The organism is Micromonospora sp. CPCC 205561, from assembly GCF_036906775.1.
Lineage (GTDB): Bacteria > Actinomycetota > Actinomycetes > Mycobacteriales > Micromonosporaceae > Micromonospora.
Genome location: NZ_JBAKHV010000024.1, coordinates 48,819 through 71,601, shown reverse-complemented (window position 1 = coordinate 71,601; position 22,783 = coordinate 48,819). Strand labels below are relative to the sequence as shown.

Below are 22,783 nucleotides of genomic sequence, written 5' to 3'. Positions count from 1 at the left end.
GATCCTGTCTGCTCGCGACGACTCGGCGCCGGTTGTCCCCCCTTGGCCAGGGAGGATAGCGCTCCGAGCGGGCCGGCACCACGCCGCCCCGGTGGACGTCGCCTCAGCCGATCCGCTCGATGACCAGCGGCGTCGCGGCGGGCGCGACCGACGAGATCCGTACCGCCCGCGCGGCGTCGTCGCGCGCCGCCGGGATCCGGGCGGCGTCGTCCGCGCGCAGCTCGTAGAGCGGGTCGCCCGCCCGCACCGGGTCGCCCGGGCGCCGGTGCAGCACGACCCCCGCCGGCACGCTCACCGGGTCCTCCTTGCGGGCCCGCCCGGCGCCGAGCCGCCAGGCGGCCACCCCCAAGTCGTACGCGTCGACCGCCGCGACGAAGCCGTCCGCCTCCGCGCGCACCACCTCGACCTCGTTCGCGGTCGGCATCGGGGCGTCCGGGTCGCCGCCCTGGGCGCGGACCATCGCCCGCCAGGAGTCCATCGCCCGGCCGTCGCGCAGGGCGGCCTCCGGGTCGGCGTCCGGCAGGCCGGCCGCGTCGAGCATCTCGCGGGCCAGCGCCAGGGTCAGCTCGACCACGTCGGCGGGGCCGCCCCCGGCGAGCACCTCGACCGACTCGGTCACCTCGACGGCGTTGCCGATGGCCAGGCCGAGCGGGGTGGCCATGTCGGTGAGCAGGGCGACGGTCCGCACGCCGTGCGCGCCGCCCAACTCGACCATCGTCCGGGCCAGCTCGCGGGCCTGCTCGACGGACTTCATGAACGCGCCCGAGCCGACCTTCACGTCGAGCACCAGCGCGCCGGTGCCCTCGGCGATCTTCTTGCTCATGATCGAGCTGGCGATCAGCGGGATGGCCTCGACGGTGCCGGTGACGTCGCGCAGCGCGTACAGCTTGCGGTCGGCCGGGGCGAGCCCCGCGCCGGCCGCGCAGATCACCGCGCCGACGTCACGGAGCTGGGCGATGAACTCGTCGTTGCCCAGCGCCGCCCGCCAGCCGGGGATCGACTCCAGCTTGTCCAGCGTGCCGCCGGTGTGCCCGAGGCCGCGGCCGCTGAGCTGCGGCACCGCCGCGCCGCACGCGGCGACCAGCGGGGTGAGGGGCAGCGTGATCTTGTCACCGACGCCGCCGGTGGAGTGCTTGTCGACGGTCGGCCGGTCCACGGCGGAGAGGTCGAGCCGCTCCCCGCTGGCGATCATCGCGGCGGTCCACCGGGCGATCTCCGGCCCGGTCATGCCGCGCAGCAGGATCGCCATGGCCAGCGCCGACATCTGCTCGTCGGCGACGACCCCCCGGGTGTACGCGTCCACCACCCAGTCGATCTGCGCGTCGGAGAGCACCCCCCCGTCCCGCTTCACCCGGATGACATCAACCGCCGCAAACCCACTCATCACAAAGATCTTCCTAGTCGTATGCAGATACCGGCACGCGGACCGCGCCCACCGAGGGATCGGGCCGGCCGTGCCCGGCGGAGGGCTCAGGCCTGACCGCCCGGAGCCGGGCACGGTCGGCCCGATCCCCGCAGCTCAACCACCCCAGCGTTCAGGGATCTCCATCGGCGGCTCACCCTCGCCCGCCCAGAAGATCGTGCCCGCGGCGTCCACGACCACCACCCGGGGCGTACGGGCCAGGCCCCAGCCGACCGCCTCGGCCGGGTCGCCCCAGCTCGGCCCCTCCTCCAGCACGCCGGTCTCGGCGCCCTCGCTGTCGCCGGCGGACCGCTCCCAGTAGGCCGTCCAGACCTGCTGACCGGCGGAGAGGTCGGGGTGCACGAAGACCGTGCCGCGCCCGCGCCAGGCGGCCAGCCGCTCCGGCACCACGGGCACCGGGGCCTCGCCGGTGACGGCCTCCAGGTCGGTCACGTCGAAGGCGTGCGGCAGCAGCTCGGCCATCCGCAACGGCCCGTTGCGTGCCTCGATCAGGCACTCCGGCCCGCCCTGCTCCCAGAGCAGCTGGCGGCACCGGCCGCACGGCATCAGCGGCTCGCCGGTCGCGTCGACGCAGGACAGGGCCACGATCCGGCCGCCGCCGGTGGCGTGCAGCGAGGAGACCACCCCGCACTCCGCGCAGAGCACCACGCCGTACGCGGCGTTCTCCACGTTGCAGCCGACCACCACCCGACCGTCGTCGACCAGGGCGGCGGCCCCGACCGGGAACTTCGAGTACGGCACGTACGCATGCCGCATCACCTCGGTGGCGGCGGCCCGCAGCCGCTCCCAGTCGATCTCCATGTGGTACTCCCCCGTCAGCCCTTGATGTACGGCTTGCCGTCGGCGGCCGGCGCCCGGACCCGGCCGACCAGCCCGGCCACCGCCAGGATCGTCGCCAGGTAGGGCAGCATGGCCAGGAACTGGCTCGGGATCACGCTGTTGATGGCGCCCAGGTAGGTGGCGAGCTGGTCGGCGAAGCCGAAGAAGAGCGCGGCGAGCAGCGCCCCCGTCGGGCTCCACCGGCCGAAGATCAGCGCGGCCAGGGCGATGAAGCCCTTGCCGCCGATCATGTTCTTGGTGAACGAGTAGAGCGCCAGCGTGTAGGAGGCGCCGCCGATGCCGGCGACCACCCCGGCGAGCAGGACGTTGCGGTAGCGCAGCCCGAGCACCTTGACGCCCAGGGTGTCGGCGGCGGTGGGGTGCTCGCCGACCGAGCGGGTGCGCAGGCCCCACCGGGTGCGGAAGAGCGCGATGTGGATGACCAGCACCAGCAGCAGGCCGAGGTAGAGGAAGATGTTGCCCCGGAACAGCGCCGGGCCGAGCAGCGGGATGTCCGACAGCAGCGGGATCTCCCAGTTGCCGAACCGGGGGGCGCTGTTGTACTTCTGCGCGTCGGTCTGCATCAGCCGCTCGTAGAGGAAGCCGGTGACGCCGACGGCCAGCAGGTTGAGCACGATGCCCATGACCACCTGGTCGACCAGGTAGCGGATCGAGAAGACCGCCAGCAGCAGCGAGATGAACGCGCCGCCGACGGCCGCCGCGACCAGGCCGACCCAGACGCTGCCGGAGAGGCTGCCGAAGAGCGCGCCGCTGAAGGCGCCCATCAGCAGCTGCCCCTCGATGGCCACGTTGACCACGCCGGAGCGCTCGCAGAGCACGCCGGCCAGCGCGCCGAAGACCAGCGGCAGGGCCAGGACGAAGGTGCCCCGGAGGATGTTGACCAGCGGCATGAAGTTCTGCCCGGCCGGCGCGTCGGAGACCTGCCAGCAGAGGAACGACAGCACGAAGCCGACCAGCCCGGCGCCGAGCACGAGGGTGAACCAGCGCTTCGGCAGCCCGGCGAGCATCGCGACGCCGGCGGCGACCGCGACGAGGCCGAAGAGGATCGCGCCGACCGTGCCGTGGATCTTCAGCGCGGCGCCGGCGGCGTCCTCGCTCAGGGTGAAGCGGGCCTGCTCGCCGGTGGCGAGCGCCCCGAACACCACCGTCGCCAGCAGGCCGAGGGCGAGCAGCGCGGCGCCGACCTTGCGGGTACGGGTCCAGAAGCCCTGGTCGACGGGGGCGACCGCGACGTCTTCGACAGCCATGGTGGACATGAGTTACCAGCCCTTCGCCAGGCTCGTCTGCAACCGGGCGGCGCGGGCGGCCCGGAGCTGGAAGATCGCCTTCACCAGGGCCGGCGCGGCGATGAAGATGACGATCAGCGCCTGGAGCACGGTGACCAGCTCCAGCGAGATCCCCGAGTAGGACTGCATCCGGTTGCCGCCGGCCTGGAGCGCGCCGAAGAGCAGCGCGGCCAGCGCGACGCCCCACGGCTTCACCCGGCCGAGCAGCGCCACCAGGATGCCGTCGAAGCCGATCTGCGCGACCACGAGCGGGGTCAGCGCGCTCGCCGTGGTGCCGAGCACCATGTTGGAGCCGCCGAGGCCGGCCAGGATCCCGGCGAAGACCATGATCAGGACGTACGTCCGGGTGACGCTGATGCCGGCGGTCCGCGCGGCGTCGGGGTTGGCGCCGACGGCCCGCAGCTCGAAGCCGAGCGTGGACCGGTTCAGCAGCCACCAGACCGCCCAGGTGGCCAGCACCGCCAGGATGATGCCGGCGTGCACCCGCAGCCCGTCGCCGAGCAGGCGGGGCAGTTGGGCCGACCCGTCCACCGGGCGGCTGATCGCGTCCGTGCGGTTCGGGTCCTGGACGCCGTTCTGCACGATGATCCAGGTCAGGAAGTAGGTGGCGATGTAGTTGAGCATGATCGTGTTGATCACCTCGTGGGCGCCGGTACGCGCCTTGAGGATGCCCGGGATGAAGCCCCAGATCGCCCCGCCGAGCGCGCCGGCGAGCACCGCGACGAGCAGGTGCAGCCCGGGCGGCAGCGGCAGCAGGAAGCCGGCCAGCGCGGCCAGGATCACGCCCATCGTGGCCTGGCCCTGGGCGCCGATGTTGAACAGGCCGCCCCGGAAGGCCAGCGCCACCGACAGGCCGGTGAAGACCAGCGGCGCGGTGTAGGTGAGCGTCTCCGAGATCGGGCTCATCACCGCCTGGAAGCCCACCGCCTCCGGGTCGAAGACCGCGCCCTTGAAGAGGTTGCCGTACGCCTCGCTGACCAGCGTCCAGCTCGCGTTGAGCGCGTCGGACGGGCGGGCGGTGATGTAGCTGTAGGTCGCCAGCACGTCGGGATCGGAGACGATCATCAGCACCGCGCCGACGAGCATCGCCAGTACCAGCGACAGCAGGGTCACCGTGAAGGTGTTCGCCGCCCAGAGGTTGTCCAGGAACAGCCGGCCCAGCGAGGGCTTCGCCTCCGGGGTCGACCCCTTCGGGGTGGTGGCCGGCTCGGCGCGCTCGGTGTTGCCGAGGGCGGTCCGCGCGGCCTCCGCCTCGGTCGCCGGCTCCTTGTCCGGGGAGCCCGGGTTCGGGTTCGTCATGCCTCGTCCTCGTTGCCAGGGGCCTCGGCTGCGGGGGCCGGGGCGCCGTCGGCCGTCGCCGCGCCCGCGGTAGTGCCGCCGGTGGGGGTCGCGTCGGGGGTGATGCCGGCCATCAGCAGGCCGATCTCCTCGCGGGGGGTGTCCGGGCCGACGATGCCGATGATCCGGCCGCGGTACATCACCGCGATCCGGTCGGCCAGGCCGATCACCTCGTCGAGCTCGCTGGAGACCACCATGACGGCGGTGCCGACGTCCCGCTCCCGGATCACCCGGCTGTGGATGAACTCGATGGACCCGACGTCGACGCCGCGGGTCGGCTGGGCGGCGATGAAGAGCTTCAGCGGCCGGGACAGCTCCCGGGCCACGATGACCTTCTGCTGGTTGCCGCCGGAGAGGGTGCCGACCGGCGCGTCGGCCGAGGAGGTGCGGACGTCGAACTGCGCGATCCGCTCCTGCGCCGACTTCGCGATGGCGTCCGGCCTCAGCGCCAGGCCCTTGCCGAAGGGCGGCCGGTCGTAGATGTCGAGCACCAGGTTCTCCGCGACGGAGAACTCCTTGACGACGCCGTCGACGCTGCGGTCCTCCGGCACGTAGCCGACGCCGGCGCGCAGCACCTTCTTGGTCGACCAGCCGTTGATCCGCTGCCCGTCGAGGGTGACCGTGCCGGCGAGCACCGGGCGCAGACCCATGATCGCCTCGATCAGCTCGGTCTGGCCGTTGCCCTGCACGCCCGCGACGCCGAGCACCTCGCCCGCGCGTACGGTCAGGTCGATCCCGTCGACCGCCCGGATCTGCCGGTCGTCGTCGACGACCAGGCCGGAGACCTCCAGGACCGGCTTGCCGGGGCTGGCGGGCCCCTTCTCCACGGTGAGCCGCACGCTGCGCCCGACCATGAGCGCGGCCAGCTCGTCGCGGCTCGCCTCGGGCAAGGCGGTGCCGACGGTCTTCCCGCGCCGGATCACGGTGATCCGGTCGGCGATGGCCTTGACCTCGCCCAGCTTGTGGGTGATGAAGACGATCGACTTGCCGGCGGCCTTGAGCGACCGCATGACCGTGAGCAGTTCCTCGGTCTCCTGCGGCGTGAGCACCGCGGTCGGCTCGTCGAGGATGAGCAGGTCGACGTCGCGGGTGAGCGCCTTGACGATCTCCACCCGCTGCTGGATGCCGACCGGCAGGTCCTCGATCACCGCGTCCGGGTCGACCCGCAGGTTGTAGCGCTCGGAGACCTCGGCGACCTCGCGCCGGGCCCGCCGCCGGTCCAGGAAGCCGGCGATGCCGCCGCGGACCTGCTCGGCGCCGAGCATGATGTTCTCGGTCACGGTGAAGACGGGCACCAGCATGAAGTGCTGGTGCACCATGCCGATCCCGGCCCCGATCGCGTCCGACGGCCCCCGCAGCTTCAACGGCGCGCCGTCGACCAGGATCTCGCCCTCGTCGGGCTGGTAGAGCCCGTAGAGCACGTTCATCAGGGTCGACTTGCCCGCGCCGTTCTCGCCGAGCAGGGCGTGGATCTCTCCAGGCTCCACCGTCAGGTCGATGTGGTCGTTGGCGACCAGATCACCGAACCGCTTGGTGATGCCGCGCAGTTCGAGTCTCAGCGCAACCTCCTGGAGTGCGAAGCGATGGTGCAGCGTAGCTGCCGGTAAACCGCTCGCGGCGCGGGGCCGTCGTCGGGTGGAGCGGACGGCCGCCCCGGTGCCGTGGGGAGATCCCCGCGACGCCGGGGCGGCCGGATCGTCGTGCTGTCCCGCTCGCCGGCTACCCGGGTGATCGTCTCACCGGGGTGGGCCGGCGGAGCCTCACTTCGGCTGGGCCGCGGAGGTGACGGTGACGGTGCCGGCGGCGATGTCCGCCTTCAGCTTGTCGATCTCGGCCTTCAGCTCGGCCGGGACCTTGCTGTCGAACTCGTGGTACGGAGCGATCCCGACACCGTCGTTGGCGAGGGTGCCCAGGTAGCCCGGGGTCGGCGACAGCTTCTCGCCGTTGGCGGCCTTGACGACGGCCTCCTTGACGGCGTCCGGGATGTTCTTCTCGACCGTGGTGATGATGGCCGAGCAGTCCGGGGTGCTCTCGCAGCCGTCGACGTCCACCCAGATGGTGTTGTACTTGCCGCCCGAGGCCTTGGCCGCGCCGGTGGTGCCGAGGCCGGCGCCGCCGGCGACCGGCATGACGATGTCGGCACCCTGGGCGACCAGCGCGTCGCTGACCTTCTTGCCCTCGTCCTGCTTGACGAAGTCGTTGGTGAAGGAGCCCTTCTGGGTGGCCTTGTCCCAGCCGACGACCTTGACGGTCTTGCTCTTCGTCTTGTTGTAGTGCGCGACGCCGTCGGCGTAGCCGTCCATGAAGATGGTGACCGGCGGGATCGGCAGGCCGCCGTAGGTGCCCACCGTGCCGCTCTTGGTCATGCCGGCGGCCAGGTAACCGGCGAGGAAGCCGGCCTGCGCGGTGTCGAACTGCATCGGGTAGACGTTGGTCTCCGCGACCTTCGCGTCGACGATGCCGAACTGCTGGTTCGGGTTCGCCTTGGCGATCTTGGAGGTGGCGTCACCCATCAGGCCGCCGACGGCCAGGATGAAGTCGCACTTCTGGTTGACGTACTGGGTCAGGTTGACCTCGTAGTCCGCCTCGGCCTTCGACGCGACGTACTTGATGTCGATGTTGTCGTTGGCCTTCTTGGCCTCCTCCAGGCCCTTCCAGGCGGAGGTGTTGAACGACTTGTCGTCGATGCCGCCGACGTCGGTCACCATGCAGGCGCTGTACTTCTTGTCGCCACTGCCGGCGTTGTTGTCGTCCTCGGGGGCCTCACCGCAGGCGGCGGCGCTCAGCACGAGCCCACCCACCGCGAAGAACGAGGCGATCCGCATCCCACGCATCGAGCGCAAGACGTCTCCTTCCCATTGCACACCGCGTCCTGCACGGTGGCAGCCCTTTGAGCCGGCCTGCGCTGCGCCGCCGGCGTCCCACGTTACGGACGGGAGCGTACGCCCGCGCCCACCCACCGGCCGCCAATCGTGCACGACTGTTGAGCGCCTGTTACCCCTACGTAACCCTTGGGTGGGACAGATCACTCTCTGTGCCGGTGGATGTGCGGGCTGGCGTCGCGAACGTCCGGTTCGGCGCGTCGCCCCCTACCGGTGACGTTACCGCCAGAAGACCGCCACCGCCGCGTTGACCAGGGTCAACCCGACGGTCGCGAGGAAGTGTCCGCGGTTGACCACGTCCCGCTTCCGGGAGAAGAACACCATGACGAAGATCAGTATGGCGAGCACCAACTTGGTAACAAGCTTCGCCGGGGCCGGTTCGTCGCCGTCGCGCAGGGGCGCGGAGAGACTGATCCCCGTCGCCAGCATGATCACGGACCCCCAGAGCATGGCCGGGTTGATCCGCAACTTCCCGCTGATGTACTGGACGACCGCCCCGCCGAGCAGCAGGGCGAAACCGATCAGATGGACATAGCGCAGTATCAATCGCAAGGCTTCCACGCGCACCATCCTCCCTCACCAACGACGAACCGTAGTAGCGGGGCCGCCCCCCAAAATCCCCCCGCCCCCGCCGCCCCACCCCAGTCCTCGCCGATCTTGCGGTCACGTCCCTCACCGCGCCCGGAATGCCCCCTTCGCCCGGGCGAGAACTGCAAGATCGGCGCCCCAGTGCGGGCGGGGGGCGGGGAGGGCGGGGAGGGCGGGGGCGGGGGCGGGGGGTCAGGTCAGGCGCCAGGCCTGGAAGGTGGGGCCGTCCGGCGGGAGGGTGAGCGTGCCGTCCGCGCCGGGGCGCAGGGCGGGGGCGCCGCCGTGGACGTTCTCCGCCGGCCCCAGCCCGCTCAGCCGGACCGGCAGCCCGGCGGCGCGCCGGGCCAGCACCAGCACCGATCCGGTCGGGGCCTCGCGCAGGTAGACCAGGGTGTCCGCGTCGGCGTACAGCCAGCGCAGGCCGCCGTGGCGCAGCGCGGGCTCGCCCCGGCGCAGCGCGACCAGCGCCCGGTACGCGGCGAACGTCGACGCGTCCCAGCTCTCCGGGCGGTGCCACGGCATCGGCGTACGCGAGCCCTCGCCGTTGGTGCCGGTCAGGCCGAGTTCGTCGCCCGCGAAGATCATCGGGGTACCCGGCATGGTGGCGAGCAGACCGGCGGCGACCTCCTGGCGCGCGGCGTCGCCGACGACCGTCCTGATCCGGGCGGAGTCGTGCGAGCCGAGCAGCTGCCACGAGTGGGCGTACGACCGCCAGGAGATCAGCGAGCGGTAGGCGTTCATGGTGGCGAGCACCGCGTCCGCGTCCCGCCGGCGGACCCCGCCCGGGGTGCCGAGGAAGTTCGGCACGGGCTGGTCGCCGTGCCGCAGCCACGACCAGACCGGGTCGGTGAAGCCGACGTAGTTCATCGTGCCGTGCCAGCCGTCGCGGTCGAGGTCGCCGGTGTGGTCGTGCCCGTGCTCGGCCATCAGCAGGGCGTCGGCCCGGGTCCGGACGACCACCTCGCGCAGCAGCGCCGCCACCTCGTGGGTGTACGCGTCGACGCCCCGCCGCCCGGTCATGTTCGCCACGTCCACCCGCCAGCCGTCCAGCGCGTACGGCGGGCGCAGCCAGCGGCGCAGCAGCGAGTCGTCGGCGGTGGCGAAGCGCCGGCGCAGCTCGGCACTGCCCCAGTTCAGCTTCGGCAGCGACCTGACCCCGTTCCAGGACTCGTAGTCCCCGGTCGCCTCGTCGAAGTAGTACAGCCCCCGCTCGGGCGCGGACGCGTCGGCGGCGGCGCGCGTGAACCACTCGTGCGCGTCGCCGGTGTGGTTGCTGGTGATGTCGCCGAGCAGCCGCCAGCCCCGGGCGCGTACGGCGTCGGCGAGGCGGGCCAGCGCGGCGTCCCCGCCGAGCAGCGGGTCGACGGTGTCGAAGCTGGCCGCGTCGTAGCGGTGGTTGGAGCGGGCCGGGAAGACCGGGGTCAGGTAGACGGTGTTCACGCCGAGGCGGTCCAGGTGGTCCAGCCGCTCGGTGACGCCGTCCAGGTCGCCGCCGTAGAACTGGCGGGGGGTCTCGGGGCCGCGCCCGATCACCGGCGTGTCCCAGTCGCAGGGGATCGCCCAGTCCGGCAGCTCGCGGCCGCCGGCGGCGGCCGAGCGGGCGAAGCGGTCGGGGAAGATCTGGTAGATCACCGCGTCCCGGGCCCAGGCGGGCGGCGCGGCGTGCGTGACCAGCTTGAAGTCGCCGTTGTCGGGGACGTCGTGGGACACCACGCCGGCGGCGTTCAGCCACCGGTAGCCGTGGCCGCCGGTGAGCATGAACCGGTAGTTGCTGACCGGGTTGCGTGCCTCGACGGGGACCCGCCACCAGACGTCGCCGCCGTCGGTGCGGTCGACGACCGCCTCGGTGAACCGGGGCTCCCCGTCGCCGGTGGTGCGCACGTGCACCTGTCGGACGTCGGCCCCGACCGGCACCCGGACGAAGACGTCGACGGTGTCGCCGAGCGCGGGTTCCTGCTCGGGGACGTACAGGACGGAGCCGTCGTGGTGCGGCAAGAGGGACATGGTGGCGCCTTTCGCGTCGGTCGGACGGGGAGAGAAAGGGGTCTCCCGCCGCGGCCGGTTTCCCGACCGCGGCGGTCGATCCGTGACTGCTCCGGTGTACGTCGGACGCCGACGCCCTTGCCGCAGCGCTGCGGTGTCGCGGAACGGCCGGTGGACGCGGCCGGTCGCGACGGAGCGGCACCCCTCGCCTCGACCTCGGCGAGGAGCGGCCACCTATCCGCTTTATCCCTTGACGGCTCCGGCGGTGAGGCCGGAGACGATGTAGCGCTGGACCAGCTGGAAGACCAGCACCGTGGGGATCGCGGTGAGCAGGGTGCCCGCCGCGAAGATCCCGAAGTTGTTGTTTCGTTCGCCGGCCACGAGGCCGAACATGCCGACCGCGAGGGTCTTGGACTCGCCGTTGGTCAGGAAGACGTTCGCCATCAGGAACTCGTTGATGGTGCCGATGAAGGCGAGCAGGCCGGTCACCGCCAGGATCGGCGTCACCAGCGGCAGCATGATCCGGAAGAAGACCTGGGCGTGCGTGGCGCCGTCCATGGTGGCCGACTCGTCCAGCTCCCGGGGGAGCGTGTCGAAGAAGCCCTTCATCAGCCAGGTGTTCACGCCCAGCGCGCCGCCCAGGTAGAGCAGGAGCAGGCCCCACGGGGTGTTGAAGCCGATCGCCGGCCACAGGTCGGTGATCGTGGTGAAGATCAGGAAGATCGCCACGATCGCCAGGAACTGCGGGAACATCTGGATCAGCAGGAGCGAGAGCAGCCCGACCCGCCGGCCGGCGAACCGCATCCGGGAGAAGGCGTACGCCGCCAGCGCCGACAGGAATACCGAGGCGAACGAGGACACCCCGGCGATGAGCAGCGAGTTGAGGAACCACCACTCGAACGCCGTACGGTCGAACAGGTTCGTGAAGTTCTCCAGCGACGCCCCGGTCGGCAGCAGCTCCGTCGAGGAGAGCGTGCCGAGCGGGTTGAGTGCGGCCGAGAGCACGAAGAGGATCGGAAAGAGGCTGAACGCGACGGCCAGCACGCCCACCAGGTGTCGCCAGCCGACCTGGGCGAACCACCGGTTGCGCCGCCGGGCCGGGCCGCGGTCGGCGACGCCGGTGCCGACGCCCGTGGCCGGGATGCCGCTGGGCGAGGTCACGAGTACACCTCCTCCTGCTTACGGGTGCGCCGGAAGCTCACCGCCGACACCACCGCGACGATGGTGAAGATGAAGATCGACACCGCTGCCGCCAGACCGAACTGCGCGCCCTGCGCGCCGAAGGCCAGCCGGTACGTGTAGGTGATCAGCAGGTCCGTCGCCCCCGCCGTCGGGTTGTCCGCCGGGAACGGGCCGCCCTCGGTGGTCAGGTAGATCGCGTTGAAGTTGTTGAAGTTGAACGCGAACGACGAGATCAGCAGCGGGGAGAGCGCGACCAGGAGCAGCGGCAGGGTGACCGCCCGGAACGACTGCCAGGCCGACGCGCCGTCGACCGACGACGCCTCCGTCAGCTCCTTGGGGATGGCCTGGAGCGCGCCCGTGGCGACCAGGAACATGTACGGGTAGCCGAGCCAGAGCTGCACCAGGATCACCGCGATCCGGGCCGACCACTCCTGGCCGAACCAGTCCACCCCGATCCCGAACAGGTTGTTGATCAGGCCGAAGTCGGTGTTGAACATGTCCCGCCAGACCAGCAGCATGGCGAAGGACGGCATGGCGTACGGCAGGATCAGCAGGACACGGTAGATGTTGGTGCCACGCATCCGGGGCGAGTGCAGCGCCAGGGCGATGAACATGCCCAGCACGAACGTGCCGCCCGTGGAGCCGATGGCGAAGGCGAAGTTCCACAGCAGCGTGCCGAAGAACGGCCCGGAGATGGTCGGGTCGGTGAGCACGCGGGAGAAGTTCTCCAGCCCGACGGTGACCTTCCAGCCCTGGGCCAGCCGCTCGCCGTCGGCGGCGACGAAGGCGCCGGTCCCCTCGTCCGCCGTCCAGGTCCGGCCGGACTCGGTGTCGGTGATGCAGTCGCAGCCGGCGTCGTACGCCCGGATGGCCTTGCCCTCGTAGGCGCGGGAGAGGCCGGCGGAGCGCAGCGCGCCCCCGGACGTCGGCACGACCAGGTCGGTGATCTCCTGGCTGCGGGCGCCGGCCTGGCCGAAGTTGAGCACCGTGTAGCCGTCGGCGGCGGTGACCTTGCCGCCCGGGGCCACGGTCACGTCGGCCGGGTCGAGCTGGCGCAGCCCGCCGGCGTCGCCGGCCGAGACGGTGCCGGTTCCCGGGTCGCTGACCAGGAAGACGAGCGGGCCGGTCGCCGGGTCGCCCTTGGTGGCGACGGAGAGGGCGTACTCGGTGGAGCCGGGCACCTGCTTGACCGACGCGGTCTGGATGGCGACGACGGCGTCTTCCTTGGTGCCGCGGTGGCCGTCACCGAAGTTCGTGAAGGCGGTGCTCGCCGTGTAGAGCACCGGGACCACCTGGAACGCGATCAGGAAGAGGGTGCCGGGGACCAGGTACTTCGCCGGGACGTGCCGGCGGGTCAGGTAGAGGTAGAAGAGCCCGGCGGTGGTGGCGGCCAGCAGGGCCAGCCCGGCCCACTTCTCGGCCTCGACGAGCGGGAAGGCCGCCCAGACCGCGATCCCGGCGGTCAGGCCGAGCAGGAGGACCTTGACGAGCAGCCCCGTCACGGTGATCGGCGCGTGGTGCCGCGCGGTGCGGGACCTGCCCGGGCCCCCGGGGCCGACGGGCTCCCGACCCGGGGGCTGGGTGGCAGCCCCCGGGCCGGACAGCGACGTGCTCATTACTTGATCTGGCCGGAGATGGTCTTGCCGGCAGCGGTGATCGTCTTGGCCGGGTCGGCACCGCCGATGATGGCGGCCTCGGCCTTGCCGAACGGGTCCCAGATGGTGGCCATGGCCGGGATCGCCGGGAGCACCTGGCCGTTCTTGCCGGCCTCCTGGAACTTGGCCAGGTCCGGGTCGGTGCCCTTGACCTGGTCGAGGGCGGCGGTCAGCGCCGGCGGGCGGGGCTCGGCGTTGTAGAGCGCCACGGCCAGCTCGGGGGTGGTGACGTGGTTGGCGACGAACTCCTGGGCCAGGGCCTTGTTCTTGCCCTTGGCGGCCACGTAGAACGCCTGGACGCCCACGAACGGCTGGGCCTCCTTGCCACCGGCGAAGCCGGGGACCGGGGAGATGTCGTACTTGATGTTGGCCTTCTTGGCGTCCGCGATGGCCCACGGGCCGGAGACCAGGAAGGCGCACTTCTTGCCGGTGAACGTGGCGATCGAGTTCTCGCCGGTGATCGAGCGCTTGAGCGCGCCGTCGCCCTTCTCACCGAGCTTGGCGATCTTCTTGAACGCCTCGATCGACTCCGGCTTGCCCACGCCCAGGTCCTTCGGGTCGTAGTCGCCGTTGGCGCCCGTGCCGAAGAGGTACCCGCCACCGGAGGTGTAGAGCGGGTAGATGTGGTAGGCGTCGCCGTTCTGGCCGGACTGGAGGCAGAGGATCTCGCTGGCCTTCTTCTCGGCCTTGAGCTTCTTGCCGGCGGCCACCAGGTCCTCGATGGTCTTCGGCGCCTCGGGGGCCAGCTCGGTGTTGCGGATCAACGCCAGGTTCTCCATGGCGTAGGGCACGCCGTAGAGCTGGCCGTTGAACGTCACGGCCTTGACGGCCGTCTCGTTGAAGCCGCTCTTCTGCTCCGCCGCGAGCTGCACGGGGTCGATGGCGCCGTTCTGGACGAGGTTGCCGATCCAGTCGTGCGCGCCGACCACGACGTCCGGGCCGCTGCCCTGCTGCGAGGCGGTGACGAAGTTGGTCTGCAGGTCCTTCGAGACGGCCTGGACCTCGACGGTGACGCCGTTCTCCTGGCCGAACTTCTCGGCGAACGGCTTGAGGGCGGCGGTGCGCTTGTCGTCGGCCCAGATCACCAGCTTGCCGCCGGCGGCGGCCTTGGTGGATTCCTTCGCGGCCGGCTCGTCGTTGCTGTCGCCACCGCAGCCGGAGGCGGCGAGCGCCAGGCCGAGGACGGCGACCACACCCGCGGTACGGATGCGCATCGGTACTCCTGTCGTCATGGCGGCGCGCCGGGGGAAGGGCGGTCCCGCCAGTGGAAGCTCTGTGAAATTCTTGCCAACCGGCGCTCGGCGTGCTGCGCCGCTGCTCTCGCGTGTTGCGGGGACGTTAGCAAGAGGTTGCAGAGAATGGAAGGGCTTGCAGGAGTGTACGCAAGAACTTGCCCGTGAGCTAAAGTGCGCCCATGCGCGCTCGACTGTCCGACATCGCCCAACAGGCCGAAGTCAGCGAGGCCACGGTGTCGCGGGTGCTCAACGACCGCCCGGGAGTGGCCCCCGAGACCCGGCAGGCCGTACTCACCGCCCTCGATGTGCTCGGCTACGAGCGCCCGGCCCGGCTGCGCAAGCGCAGCGCCGGCCTGGTGGGCCTGGTCGTCCCCGAGCTGGACAACCCGATCTTCCCCGCCTTCGCCCAGGTCATCGAGTCGACCCTGGCCCAGAGCGGGTTCACCCCCGTGCTCTGCACCCAGACCGCCGGCGGCGTCACCGAGGACGAGTACGTCGAGATGCTGCTGGACCGGCAGGTCTCCGGCATCGTCTTCGTCTCCGGCCTGCACGCGGACACGGCCGCCAACCACGACCGCTACCGGGCCCTGATCGCCCGCCCGCTCCCCGTCGTGATGATCAACGGGTACGCGCCCGGCATCCCCGCGCCCTTCGTCTCCTGCGACGACGGCGAGGCCACCGAGCTGGCCGTGGCCCACCTGGTGGCGCTCGGGCACCGCCGCATCGGCCTGATCACCGGCCCGGACCGGTTCGTGCCGGTGCAGCGCCGGGTGGCCGGCTTCCGGGCCGCGACGGGCCGCCTGCTCGGCGTCGACGAGACCGGCCTCGACGAGCTGGCCGAGCTCTCCCTGTTCGGTGTGGAGGGTGGCGAGGCCGCCGCCGCCCGGCTGCTGGAGCGCGGCGTCACCGGCATCGTCTGCGGCTCCGACCTGATGGCGCTCGGCGCGATCCGGGCCGCCCGGCAGCGCGGCATGTCCGTGCCGGGGGAGCTCTCGGTGGTCGGCTACGACGACTCCCCGCTGATGGCCTTCACCGACCCGCCGCTGACCACCATGCGCCAGCCGGTGGCCGCGATGGCGGTCGCCGCCGTGCGGGCCCTGGTCGACGAGATCAACGGCCACGCCGCCCCGCACTCGGAGTACGTCTTCCGCCCGGAGCTCGTCGTGCGCGGCTCCACCGCGGTCGCTCCCGTCGACGGCCGGCGGCCGAGCGCCGGCGGCCCGGCGCGGCAGCGCCCGACGCCGCCCGCGCTCGCCGTGCCGGCCTGACCGGGCGGCGTGACCGGGGACCGCCGCCGGGGCGGCCCGCCCTCGCCCGCCCCGCCCGCCGTGACCGGGCTGGCACGTGACGTGATCGACGCCATTTCTTGCGCAAGGAATGCTTGACTCTTGCAGTCGCCGGGCGGCATTCTGCTCAACACCGCAACCGCCACCGCGCCGGTGCCGCCGTCCCGCGCCACAGAACGGGGAACGCAACAGATGACCGCCAGCAACCCCACGCCGCTGACCTCCGACGACGACTGGTGGCGCTCCGCGGTCGTCTACCAGGTCTACGTACGCAGCTTCGCCGACTCCGACGGCGACGGCGTCGGCGACCTCCAGGGCGTCCGCGAGCGCCTGCCGTACCTGCGCGACCTCGGGGTGGACGCGCTCTGGCTGACCCCCTTCTACACCTCCCCGATGGTCGACGGCGGGTACGACGTCGCCGACTACCGCGACGTCGACCCGATGTTCGGCACCCTCGCCGACTTCGACGCGATGATCACCGACGCGCACGCCCTGGGCCTGCGGATCATCGTCGACCTGGTGCCCAACCACACCTCCAGCGCACACCCGTGGTTCCAGGCCGCCCTGGCCGCCGGGCCCGGCTCGGCCGAGCGCGAGCGCTACCTCTTCGCCGAGGGCACCGGTGAGAACGGCGAGCTGCCGCCGAACGACTGGGAGAGCATCTTCGGCGGCCCCGCCTGGACGCGGGTCGAAGACGGCCAGTGGTACCTGCACCTGTTCGACCCGGCGCAGCCCGACCTCAACTGGCGCCATCCCGAGGTGCGCGCCGAGTTCGAGGGCGTCCTGCGCTTCTGGCTCGACCGGGGCGTGGACGGCTTCCGGATCGACGTGGCGCACGGCATGATCAAGGCCGAGGGGCTGCCGGACGTCGGGTTCAGCTCGATGACCACCGGCCAGCGTCAGGCGGAACTGCTCGGCAAGGGCCGGCTCCCCTACTTCGACCAGGACGAGGTCCACGAGATCTACCGCGCCTGGCGGCCGATCCTGGACAGCTACCCCGGCGGGCGGATGGCGGTGGCCGAGGCGTGGGCCGAGACCCCGCAGCGCCTCGCCCGCTACATCGGCCCGGACGAGCTGCACCAGGCGTTCAGCTTCGACTTCCTCGACGCGACCTGGTCGGCCGACTCGTTCCGCAAGGTCATCGACACGGCGCTCGCCGAGTCGGCCATCGTCGGCGCGCCGACCACCTGGGTGCTCTCCAACCACGACAAGCAGCGCCACGTCACCCGCTACGGCGACGGCGCCGAAGGGCTGCGCCGGGCCCGGGCCGCCTCCCTGCTGATGCTCGCCCTGCCCGGCTGCGCCTACCTCTACCAGGGCGAGGAGCTGGGCCTGCCGGAGGTGCTCGACCTGCCCGACGAGCTGCGGCAGGACCCGGCGTTCCTGCGCACCGGCGAGAGCCGGGACGGCTGCCGGGTGCCGATCCCGTGGAGCGGCGAGCTGGCCCCGTACGGCTTCGGGCCGGCCGGCAGCGAGCTGAGCTGGCTGCCGGCCCCGGCGACCTGGCGCGCCCTCTCGGTCGCCGCCCAGGCCGGCGTGCCCGGCTCGACGCTGGAGCTCTACCGCACCGCCCTGCGGATCCGCCGGGACCACCCGGCACTGGCCGCCGACGCGGGCGGCGTCACCTGGTTGGAGGCCGGGCCGGGCGTGCTCGCCTTCAGCCGGGCCGCCGGCGACACCGTGCTGACCTGCGTGGTCAACATCAGCGGTGCGCCGGCCCTGATCGACGGGTACGGCGTGCCGATCGCCGCCAGCGAGGCGCTCACCGGGCAGGGCTCCGGCCACCTGCTCCCGGTCGACGCGGCCGCGTGGTTCGAACGGCGCTGAGCGGGTAACCCGTCATCGACCTGGTCGTCCGTCGTGCCTCGCGCCGACGGGCGACTGGGCCATCGACCCCTTGTGGTGGGGGGTGAGGTGGCGCCGGCGCCCCCGTGGGGTCCGCCCCCGGGGCGCCGGCGTCCGTCTGGGGTGTCCTCCCCGGCCCGGGCGGGTAGCAGGAACCCATGGTGGTTCGCGTCGCGCAGTACACCCTCGATGTCGCCGATCCCGACCTGATGGCCGACTTCTGGGCGGCGGCCCTCGGCTACGTCGTCGACGCCGGCGGCGACGGCAGCGCCAAGCTCCGCCCCCCGGACGACCGCGTCGGGGCCCCCACCGTCTGGTTGCAGGGCTCCGGCACGCCGAAGCGCGGCAAGAACCGGCTGCACCTGGACGTGGTCGCCGACGGCGACCCGGGCGCCGAGGTACGGCGGCTGATCGGCCTCGGCGCCCGCCCCACGGACGTGGGGCAGCGCGGCGACGAGGACTTCACCGTGCTGGCCGACCCCGAGGGCAACGAGTTCTGCGTGCTGCACCGGCCGCCGCCCCGCCCCTGACCGTCCGGCGCCGTGACCCACACCGTCCCCGACTCGCGGGCCGCGTCGCAACCGGACGGCTCAACCGCCGCCCGTCAGCTTCGCGGCGATGCGCCCGAAGCCGGCCCGCAGCTCCGCCTCGGTGGGCGGGGCGAGCGGCTCGGCGCCGTCGTCCTGCGTGGCGGCGGCGTCCAGTTCCTCGTCGACGGTGTCCTCGAAGTCGCCGTAGAGGTCGGCGCCCTCGACCCGCGCCGTCTCGTCCTCGGCGGCGATCTGCGCGGCGGCGATCTCGCCCCGGATCTCCTCGGCCGAGACCGCGGGCAGCAGCGGCTCGACCACCGCCATCAGCTGCTCCTCGGCGACCACCGCCTCCGCGAGCGCGAGGGCGTGCGGCCGCTCGTAGGGACCACAGACCACCGGCTCCCACTCGTCGGCCTCGCCGAGCGGACCGAAGGTGATGATCCACGGCAGGCCGAACATCGGCGAGTCTTCCGGCAGGTCGAGTGTCACGAGTGCGCCCACGCGCCCATCATGTCCGTGGCGCCGGACGCCCGGGGGGTCAATTCCGCCATTCCCCCCTCCCGCGCCCGTCAGTCCGGCCGGTCCGCCTCCAGCGCCGCGCGGACCAGGGCGAGCGCCGCCGCGGGCGGTACGCCCAACCGGGTGGCCTCGGCGGCGTAGTCAACCGCCGACCGCTGCAACCGGTCCGTCGCGTCGTCGCGCCCGGGTGCGACGAAGGTGCCGTGCCGGCCCCGGGTCTCCAGCAGGCCGGCCGCCTCGAGCTCCCGGTAGGCCCGGGCCACCGTGTTGGTCGCCAGCCCGAGGTCCGCGGCGAACCGCCGGACCGGGGGCAGCCGGGTGCCCACCGCCAGCCGGCCGGTGCCGATCTGCTCCGCGAGCTGCCCGCGCACCTGTTCGTACGGCGGCACCGCCGAATCCTGCCGCACCGAGATCCGCACGCCCGCTCCCCCGCTCATCCGGCCCCGCCCGGGGCGCCCGGATCCGTCTCCGCGTCGAGGTCGGCCGGCGCCGGCCCCTCCGCCAGGTCCACCACCCGGCCGCGCGGGCTGGTCGCGGCGAGCGCCGCGCCGAAGAGCACCAGCTGGTTGAGCAGGTAGAGGTAGAGGAGCAGCCCCACCGCGCCGGCCACCACCGTGTACGCCGGGTTCCGCTCGGTGCGTACCACGTAGTAGCGCCCGACGGTGTTCAGCAGCGTGATGCCGACGGCGACCAGCAGCACCACCGGACGCAGCCGGGACCGGCTCATCCGCAGCCTCGGCACCGCCACCAGCAGCAGGGTGGCGAGCACCGCGTTGACCACGACGCTGAGCACCGCGCTGACCGTGGTCAGGCCGACCGAACCGGTGCTGCGCAGCAGGAAGCGCAGCAGCGACTCCAGGGCGTCCACCGCCGCCACCGAGACGCCGAGCAGCACGAAGATCACCACCAGTACGCCCAGGTCGACCAGGCGGCGGACCACCAGGTTGCCGGGTTGCTGGTTGAGCCCGTACATCAGGCGCTGGGAGGAGCGGATCGCCTCCACCCAGCCGACCCCGGTGAACGCCAGGATGATCAGGCCGACCACCCCGACCGTGCCGCTGCTGTCGGCGATCTGCACGGGGTCGAGGAACGGCAGGTTCTCCCGCAGGAAGTCGGCGGCGGCGGCGCTGACCTCGTCGTTGTCCTCCAGGATGGCGCCGAAGATCGAGTATCCGACCAGTGCGAGCGCGAAGACGGCGAAGAAGCCGTAGTAGGCGATCGCGGCGGCCAGCCGCCCGCCCAGCACGTCGTTGTAGAGCACGCCGGCGCGCCACAGGTGGTCGGCCAGCCCGGAGCGGCGGCGCGCGGCGCTGATCCGGCGGTCGATGCCCGCCTCGATGCGGCCCATCACATTCACGCCGTCATCCTCGCCGATCCCCGGCCGCCGCGCGGGCCAGCGGCCGGCCGCCGGCCCCCCGTGTGCACCCGGCCGGCCGCTCAGCCGCCCAGCCGGAAGTCCCGGCGCGGTTGCCACCGGGCCTGCCCGCTGTGCGAGAAGAGGGTGAACGCCTCCACCTCGAACATGGCGGAGAAATCGGCCAGGTCCTCGTACGCCCGGTCCAGCGCCTCCGGCGCGACGTCCTGCGCGACCGTGACGTGCGGGTGGTAGGGGAAGCGCGTCTCCCGGCGCAGCTCGGGGGCGGCGCGGATCGCGGCGGCGAGCAGCTCGCACTCGCTGATCCCGGCGGCCACCGCCACGAAGACCACCTGGGTCACCGGCCGGAAAGTGCCGGTGCCGCGCAGGTGCAGGGCGAACGGCAGGTGGGCGGCGGCGACGCCGGTGAGGTGCCGCTCCACCGCCGGCAGGCTCGCCACCGGGATCTCGGTCGGCCCGAGCAGGGTGACGTGCGCCGGCACGACCTGCGGGTCGCCGGCCTCGACCCGGCGCCGGGTGAGCACGCCGCCCCACGGCTCCGGGATGTCGACCGCGATGCCGATCTGGATGGTCTCCCCGGTCTCCGGCGCCCCGTCCCTGCGATCCACGCTGTGCGCCATCCCTCCGGCCACCGACCCGTCCACCCTCACCCGTCGCGCCGCGGCGCTACTTGCCGCGCACCGGCGGGAAGAAGCCCACCCGCTCGTACGCGGTGCGCAGCGTCGCCCCGGCGACCACCCGGGCCTTCTCCGCGCCGGCGGCGAGCAGCTTGTCCAGCTGTGCCGGGTCGTCGAGGTAGGTGCGGGTGCGTTCCTGGATCGGGCCGACGAACTCCCGCACCACCTCGCCGAGGTCCTTCTTCAGGTCGCCGTAGCCCTTGCCGGCGTACGCGCCGACCAGGTCGTCGACGCTCCGCCCGCTCAGGGCCGAGTAGATGGTCAGCAGGTTGGAGATGCCGGGCTTGGTCTCGGCGTCGAAGACGATCTCCCGCCCGGTGTCGGTGACGGCGGACCGGATCTTCTTGGCCGAACGGGCCGGGTCCTCCAGGAGGTCCACGATGCCACCCGGCGACGAGGAGGACTTCGACATCTTGGCCGTCGGGTCCTGGAGATCGGTGATCTTCGCGGTGTCCTTGACGATGTGCGGCGCGGGCACCGTGAACGTGCGCCCGAACAGCGAGTTGAACCGCTGGGCCAGGTCGCGGGAGAGCTCCAGGTGCTGGCGCTGGTCCTCGCCCACCGGCACCGCGTCCGCCTGGTAGAGCAGGATGTCGGCGGCCTGCAGGATCGGGTAGGTGAACAGGCCCACGCTGGCCCGCTCGCCGCCCTGCTTCTGCGACTTGTCCTTGAACTGCGTCATCCGGCTCGCCTCGCCGAAGCCGGTGAGGCAGCCCAGCACCCAGGCCAGCTGCGAGTGCTCGGGCACCTGGGACTGCACGAAGAGCGTGCTGCGCTCCGGGTCGAGGCCGACGGCGAAGAGTTGCGCCGCCGCCGCCCGGGACCGGCGCGTGAGCGTCTTCGGATCGTGCCCCGCGGTGATCGCGTGCAGGTCGACCACGCAGTAGAAGGCGTCGTGGCTGTCCTGCAACGCCACCCAGTGCCGCACGGCGCCCAGGTAGTTGCCGAGGTGGAACGAGTCGGCCGTCGGCTGGATGCCGGAGAAGACGCGGGGGCGGGCGGGAACGTCGGACATGGCGGCAATTCTGTCAGCAACACCCGGCGCGCGTCATGACGGGCCGGCGGGTCGGCTCCGCCCCGCCGGCAGCGGGGCGGCGACCTCGCGCCTCGGCTCCGGCAGGCGCACGGCGCAGACGGCGAGCCGGGCCACCCGGCGTCCCTCCATCGTGAGCACCCGCAGCAGCCAGCCGCCGGGCGGGTCGTCGGGTCCCGCGTCGGCGCCGGGCGGCCCGGCGGCGACCGGCACCTCGTCGCCGGGGACCGGGAGCCGGCCCAGGGCCGCCATCAGGAAGCCGCCGACCGTCTCGTACGGGCCGGGCGGCAGGCTCACCCCGGTGCGCTCGGCGAAGTCGGCGAGGTTGAGCCGGCCCTCCACCACGGCGGGAAGGCCCGCGTGCACCGGGTCGGGCGCGGTGTCGTACTCGTCGTGGATCTCCCCGATCAGCTCCTCGATCAGGTCCTCCAGCGTGACGATGCCGGCGGTGCCGCCGTACTCGTCGACCACCACGGCGAGGTGGTGGCGTTCCCGGCGCATCTCGCTGAGCGCGGCGAGCACCCGCTTGCTGCCGGGCAGCCGCTTCACCTCCCGGGTCAGCTCGCCGACCGTGGTGCAGGGGTCCAGGTCGGGGCGGAGCAGCACGTCGCGCAGGTGCACGAAGCCGACCACGTCGTCGTGGGTGCCGTCGACGACGGGGTAGCGGGTGTGCGTCTCGGCCCGCACCAGCCGCTCCGCCTCGGCGATGGTGAGCCGGGCTGCGAGGAAGACCACCCCGGTGCGCGGCATCATCACCTCGCGGACCAGGCTCGCGCCCGCCGCCAGCACCTCGTCGATGATCCGGCGCTCGACCGGGTCCAGCAGGGTGTTGGCGGCGACCAGGTCGCGCAGCTCGGCCTCGCTGATCCGCTCCCGGCCGGCCGCCGGGCCGGCGCCGAGCAGCGCCGTCACCGCCCGGGTGGCGCCGTCGGCGGCGCGGACCACGATCCGAGCGACGGCGCGGGCCAGCGGGCCCGGCTGGCGGCGCGGCCGGCTCGGGACGCGTCGCCGCGGCCCGGGAACATCCGCTCCCCGCATGACAGTGATGGTAGACAGCGCCACGTCACCGGGCGGCCGATGTTCGCCTCTGTTCGGAGATGAAAGAT

At 72.5% G+C, this 22,783-nt stretch carries 20 protein-coding genes; 3 read left to right on the top strand and 17 right to left on the bottom strand.

Annotation, left to right across the window (positions count from 1 at the left end; all coding sequences use genetic code 11):
• Window positions 1-103 precede the first annotated feature (103 nt).
• From V6V16_RS14965 to V6V16_RS14915, 11 genes are all read right to left on the bottom strand, one after another.
• The gene (locus V6V16_RS14965; RefSeq protein WP_334562632.1) at window positions 104-1,384 is read right to left on the bottom strand and encodes a thymidine phosphorylase; all 1,281 of its coding nucleotides are present in this window, start codon (window positions 1,382-1,384) and stop codon (window positions 104-106) included.
• Between the two features lie 135 nt (window positions 1,385-1,519).
• The gene (locus V6V16_RS14960; RefSeq protein WP_334562631.1) at window positions 1,520-2,224 is read right to left on the bottom strand and encodes a cytidine deaminase; all 705 of its coding nucleotides are present in this window, start codon (window positions 2,222-2,224) and stop codon (window positions 1,520-1,522) included.
• Window positions 2,225-2,238: 14 nt separating this feature from the next.
• Window positions 2,239-3,519, bottom strand: a complete 1,281-nt coding sequence (locus V6V16_RS14955; RefSeq protein ID WP_334562630.1) for an ABC transporter permease — start codon at window positions 3,517-3,519, stop codon at window positions 2,239-2,241.
• A gap of 3 nt (window positions 3,520-3,522) precedes the next feature.
• Window positions 3,523-4,848: an ABC transporter permease gene (locus V6V16_RS14950; RefSeq protein ID WP_334562629.1), complete on the bottom strand. Its 1,326-nt coding sequence runs from the start codon at window positions 4,846-4,848 to the stop codon at window positions 3,523-3,525.
• Complete coding sequence (locus V6V16_RS14945; RefSeq protein WP_334562652.1) at window positions 4,845-6,386, bottom strand: ABC transporter ATP-binding protein; 1,542 nt, start codon at window positions 6,384-6,386, stop codon at window positions 4,845-4,847. The genes V6V16_RS14950 and V6V16_RS14945 overlap by 4 nt, the downstream gene beginning before the upstream one ends.
• A 261-nt stretch (window positions 6,387-6,647) precedes the next feature.
• Complete coding sequence (locus V6V16_RS14940) at window positions 6,648-7,712, bottom strand: BMP family lipoprotein (RefSeq protein ID WP_334562651.1); 1,065 nt, start codon at window positions 7,710-7,712, stop codon at window positions 6,648-6,650.
• 276 nt (window positions 7,713-7,988) lie between these two features.
• Window positions 7,989-8,330, bottom strand: a complete 342-nt coding sequence (locus V6V16_RS14935) for a hypothetical protein (protein ID WP_334562628.1) — start codon at window positions 8,328-8,330, stop codon at window positions 7,989-7,991.
• A gap of 219 nt (window positions 8,331-8,549) precedes the next feature.
• Window positions 8,550-10,361, bottom strand: a complete 1,812-nt coding sequence (locus V6V16_RS14930) for a glycoside hydrolase family 13 protein (protein ID WP_334562627.1) — start codon at window positions 10,359-10,361, stop codon at window positions 8,550-8,552.
• A gap of 222 nt (window positions 10,362-10,583) precedes the next feature.
• Window positions 10,584-11,483 carry a sugar ABC transporter permease gene (locus V6V16_RS14925; RefSeq protein ID WP_334562650.1) on the bottom strand — a complete coding sequence of 300 codons (900 nt, stop codon included), beginning with the start codon at window positions 11,481-11,483 and terminating at the stop codon, window positions 10,584-10,586.
• A gap of 14 nt (window positions 11,484-11,497) precedes the next feature.
• A complete protein-coding gene (locus V6V16_RS14920) occupies window positions 11,498-13,138 on the bottom strand; it encodes an ABC transporter permease subunit (protein ID WP_334562626.1) in 1,641 nt (546 codons plus the stop codon).
• On the bottom strand, window positions 13,138-14,391 hold the full coding sequence (locus V6V16_RS14915) for a sugar ABC transporter substrate-binding protein (RefSeq protein WP_334562625.1): 1,254 nt from the start codon (window positions 14,389-14,391) through the stop codon (window positions 13,138-13,140). Before V6V16_RS14915 ends, V6V16_RS14920 begins: the two co-directional genes overlap by 1 nt.
• Window positions 14,392-14,591: 200 nt before the next feature.
• Here V6V16_RS14915 and V6V16_RS14910 point away from each other — a divergent pair, with 200 nt between their 5' ends.
• The 3 genes from V6V16_RS14910 to V6V16_RS14900 all read left to right on the top strand — a co-directional run bounded on the left by V6V16_RS14910 (window position 14,592) and on the right by V6V16_RS14900 (window position 18,073).
• A complete protein-coding gene (locus tag V6V16_RS14910) occupies window positions 14,592-15,680 on the top strand; it encodes a LacI family DNA-binding transcriptional regulator (protein WP_334562623.1) in 1,089 nt (362 codons plus the stop codon).
• Window positions 15,681-15,890: 210 nt separating this feature from the next.
• Complete coding sequence (locus tag V6V16_RS14905) at window positions 15,891-17,525, top strand: glycoside hydrolase family 13 protein (RefSeq protein WP_334562622.1); 1,635 nt, start codon at window positions 15,891-15,893, stop codon at window positions 17,523-17,525.
• 176 nt (window positions 17,526-17,701) lie between these two features.
• Window positions 17,702-18,073, top strand: coding sequence for a VOC family protein (locus V6V16_RS14900; protein ID WP_334562621.1), 372 nt, complete (start codon window positions 17,702-17,704; stop codon window positions 18,071-18,073).
• 60 nt (window positions 18,074-18,133) lie between these two features.
• On the opposite strand, the gene V6V16_RS14895 is transcribed toward V6V16_RS14900, so the two are convergent.
• From V6V16_RS14895 to V6V16_RS14870, 6 genes are all read right to left on the bottom strand, one after another.
• Window positions 18,134-18,574 carry a hypothetical protein gene (locus V6V16_RS14895; protein WP_334562620.1) on the bottom strand — a complete coding sequence of 147 codons (441 nt, stop codon included), beginning with the start codon at window positions 18,572-18,574 and terminating at the stop codon, window positions 18,134-18,136.
• 68 nt (window positions 18,575-18,642) lie between these two features.
• Window positions 18,643-19,011, bottom strand: a complete 369-nt coding sequence (locus V6V16_RS14890; RefSeq protein WP_334562619.1) for a GntR family transcriptional regulator — start codon at window positions 19,009-19,011, stop codon at window positions 18,643-18,645.
• Window positions 19,012-19,025: 14 nt separating this feature from the next.
• A complete protein-coding gene (locus tag V6V16_RS14885) occupies window positions 19,026-19,949 on the bottom strand; it encodes a YihY/virulence factor BrkB family protein (RefSeq protein WP_334562618.1) in 924 nt (307 codons plus the stop codon).
• Between the two features lie 80 nt (window positions 19,950-20,029).
• Complete coding sequence (locus V6V16_RS14880) at window positions 20,030-20,587, bottom strand: 2'-5' RNA ligase family protein (RefSeq protein ID WP_334562649.1); 558 nt, start codon at window positions 20,585-20,587, stop codon at window positions 20,030-20,032.
• Window positions 20,588-20,633: 46 nt separating this feature from the next.
• Window positions 20,634-21,659, bottom strand: a complete 1,026-nt coding sequence (trpS, locus tag V6V16_RS14875; protein WP_334562617.1) for a tryptophan--tRNA ligase — start codon at window positions 21,657-21,659, stop codon at window positions 20,634-20,636.
• A gap of 33 nt (window positions 21,660-21,692) precedes the next feature.
• Entirely contained in the window at window positions 21,693-22,715 is a 1,023-nt protein-coding gene (locus V6V16_RS14870) for a hemolysin family protein (protein ID WP_334562616.1), read from the bottom strand.
• Window positions 22,716-22,783: the final 68 nt, after the last annotated feature.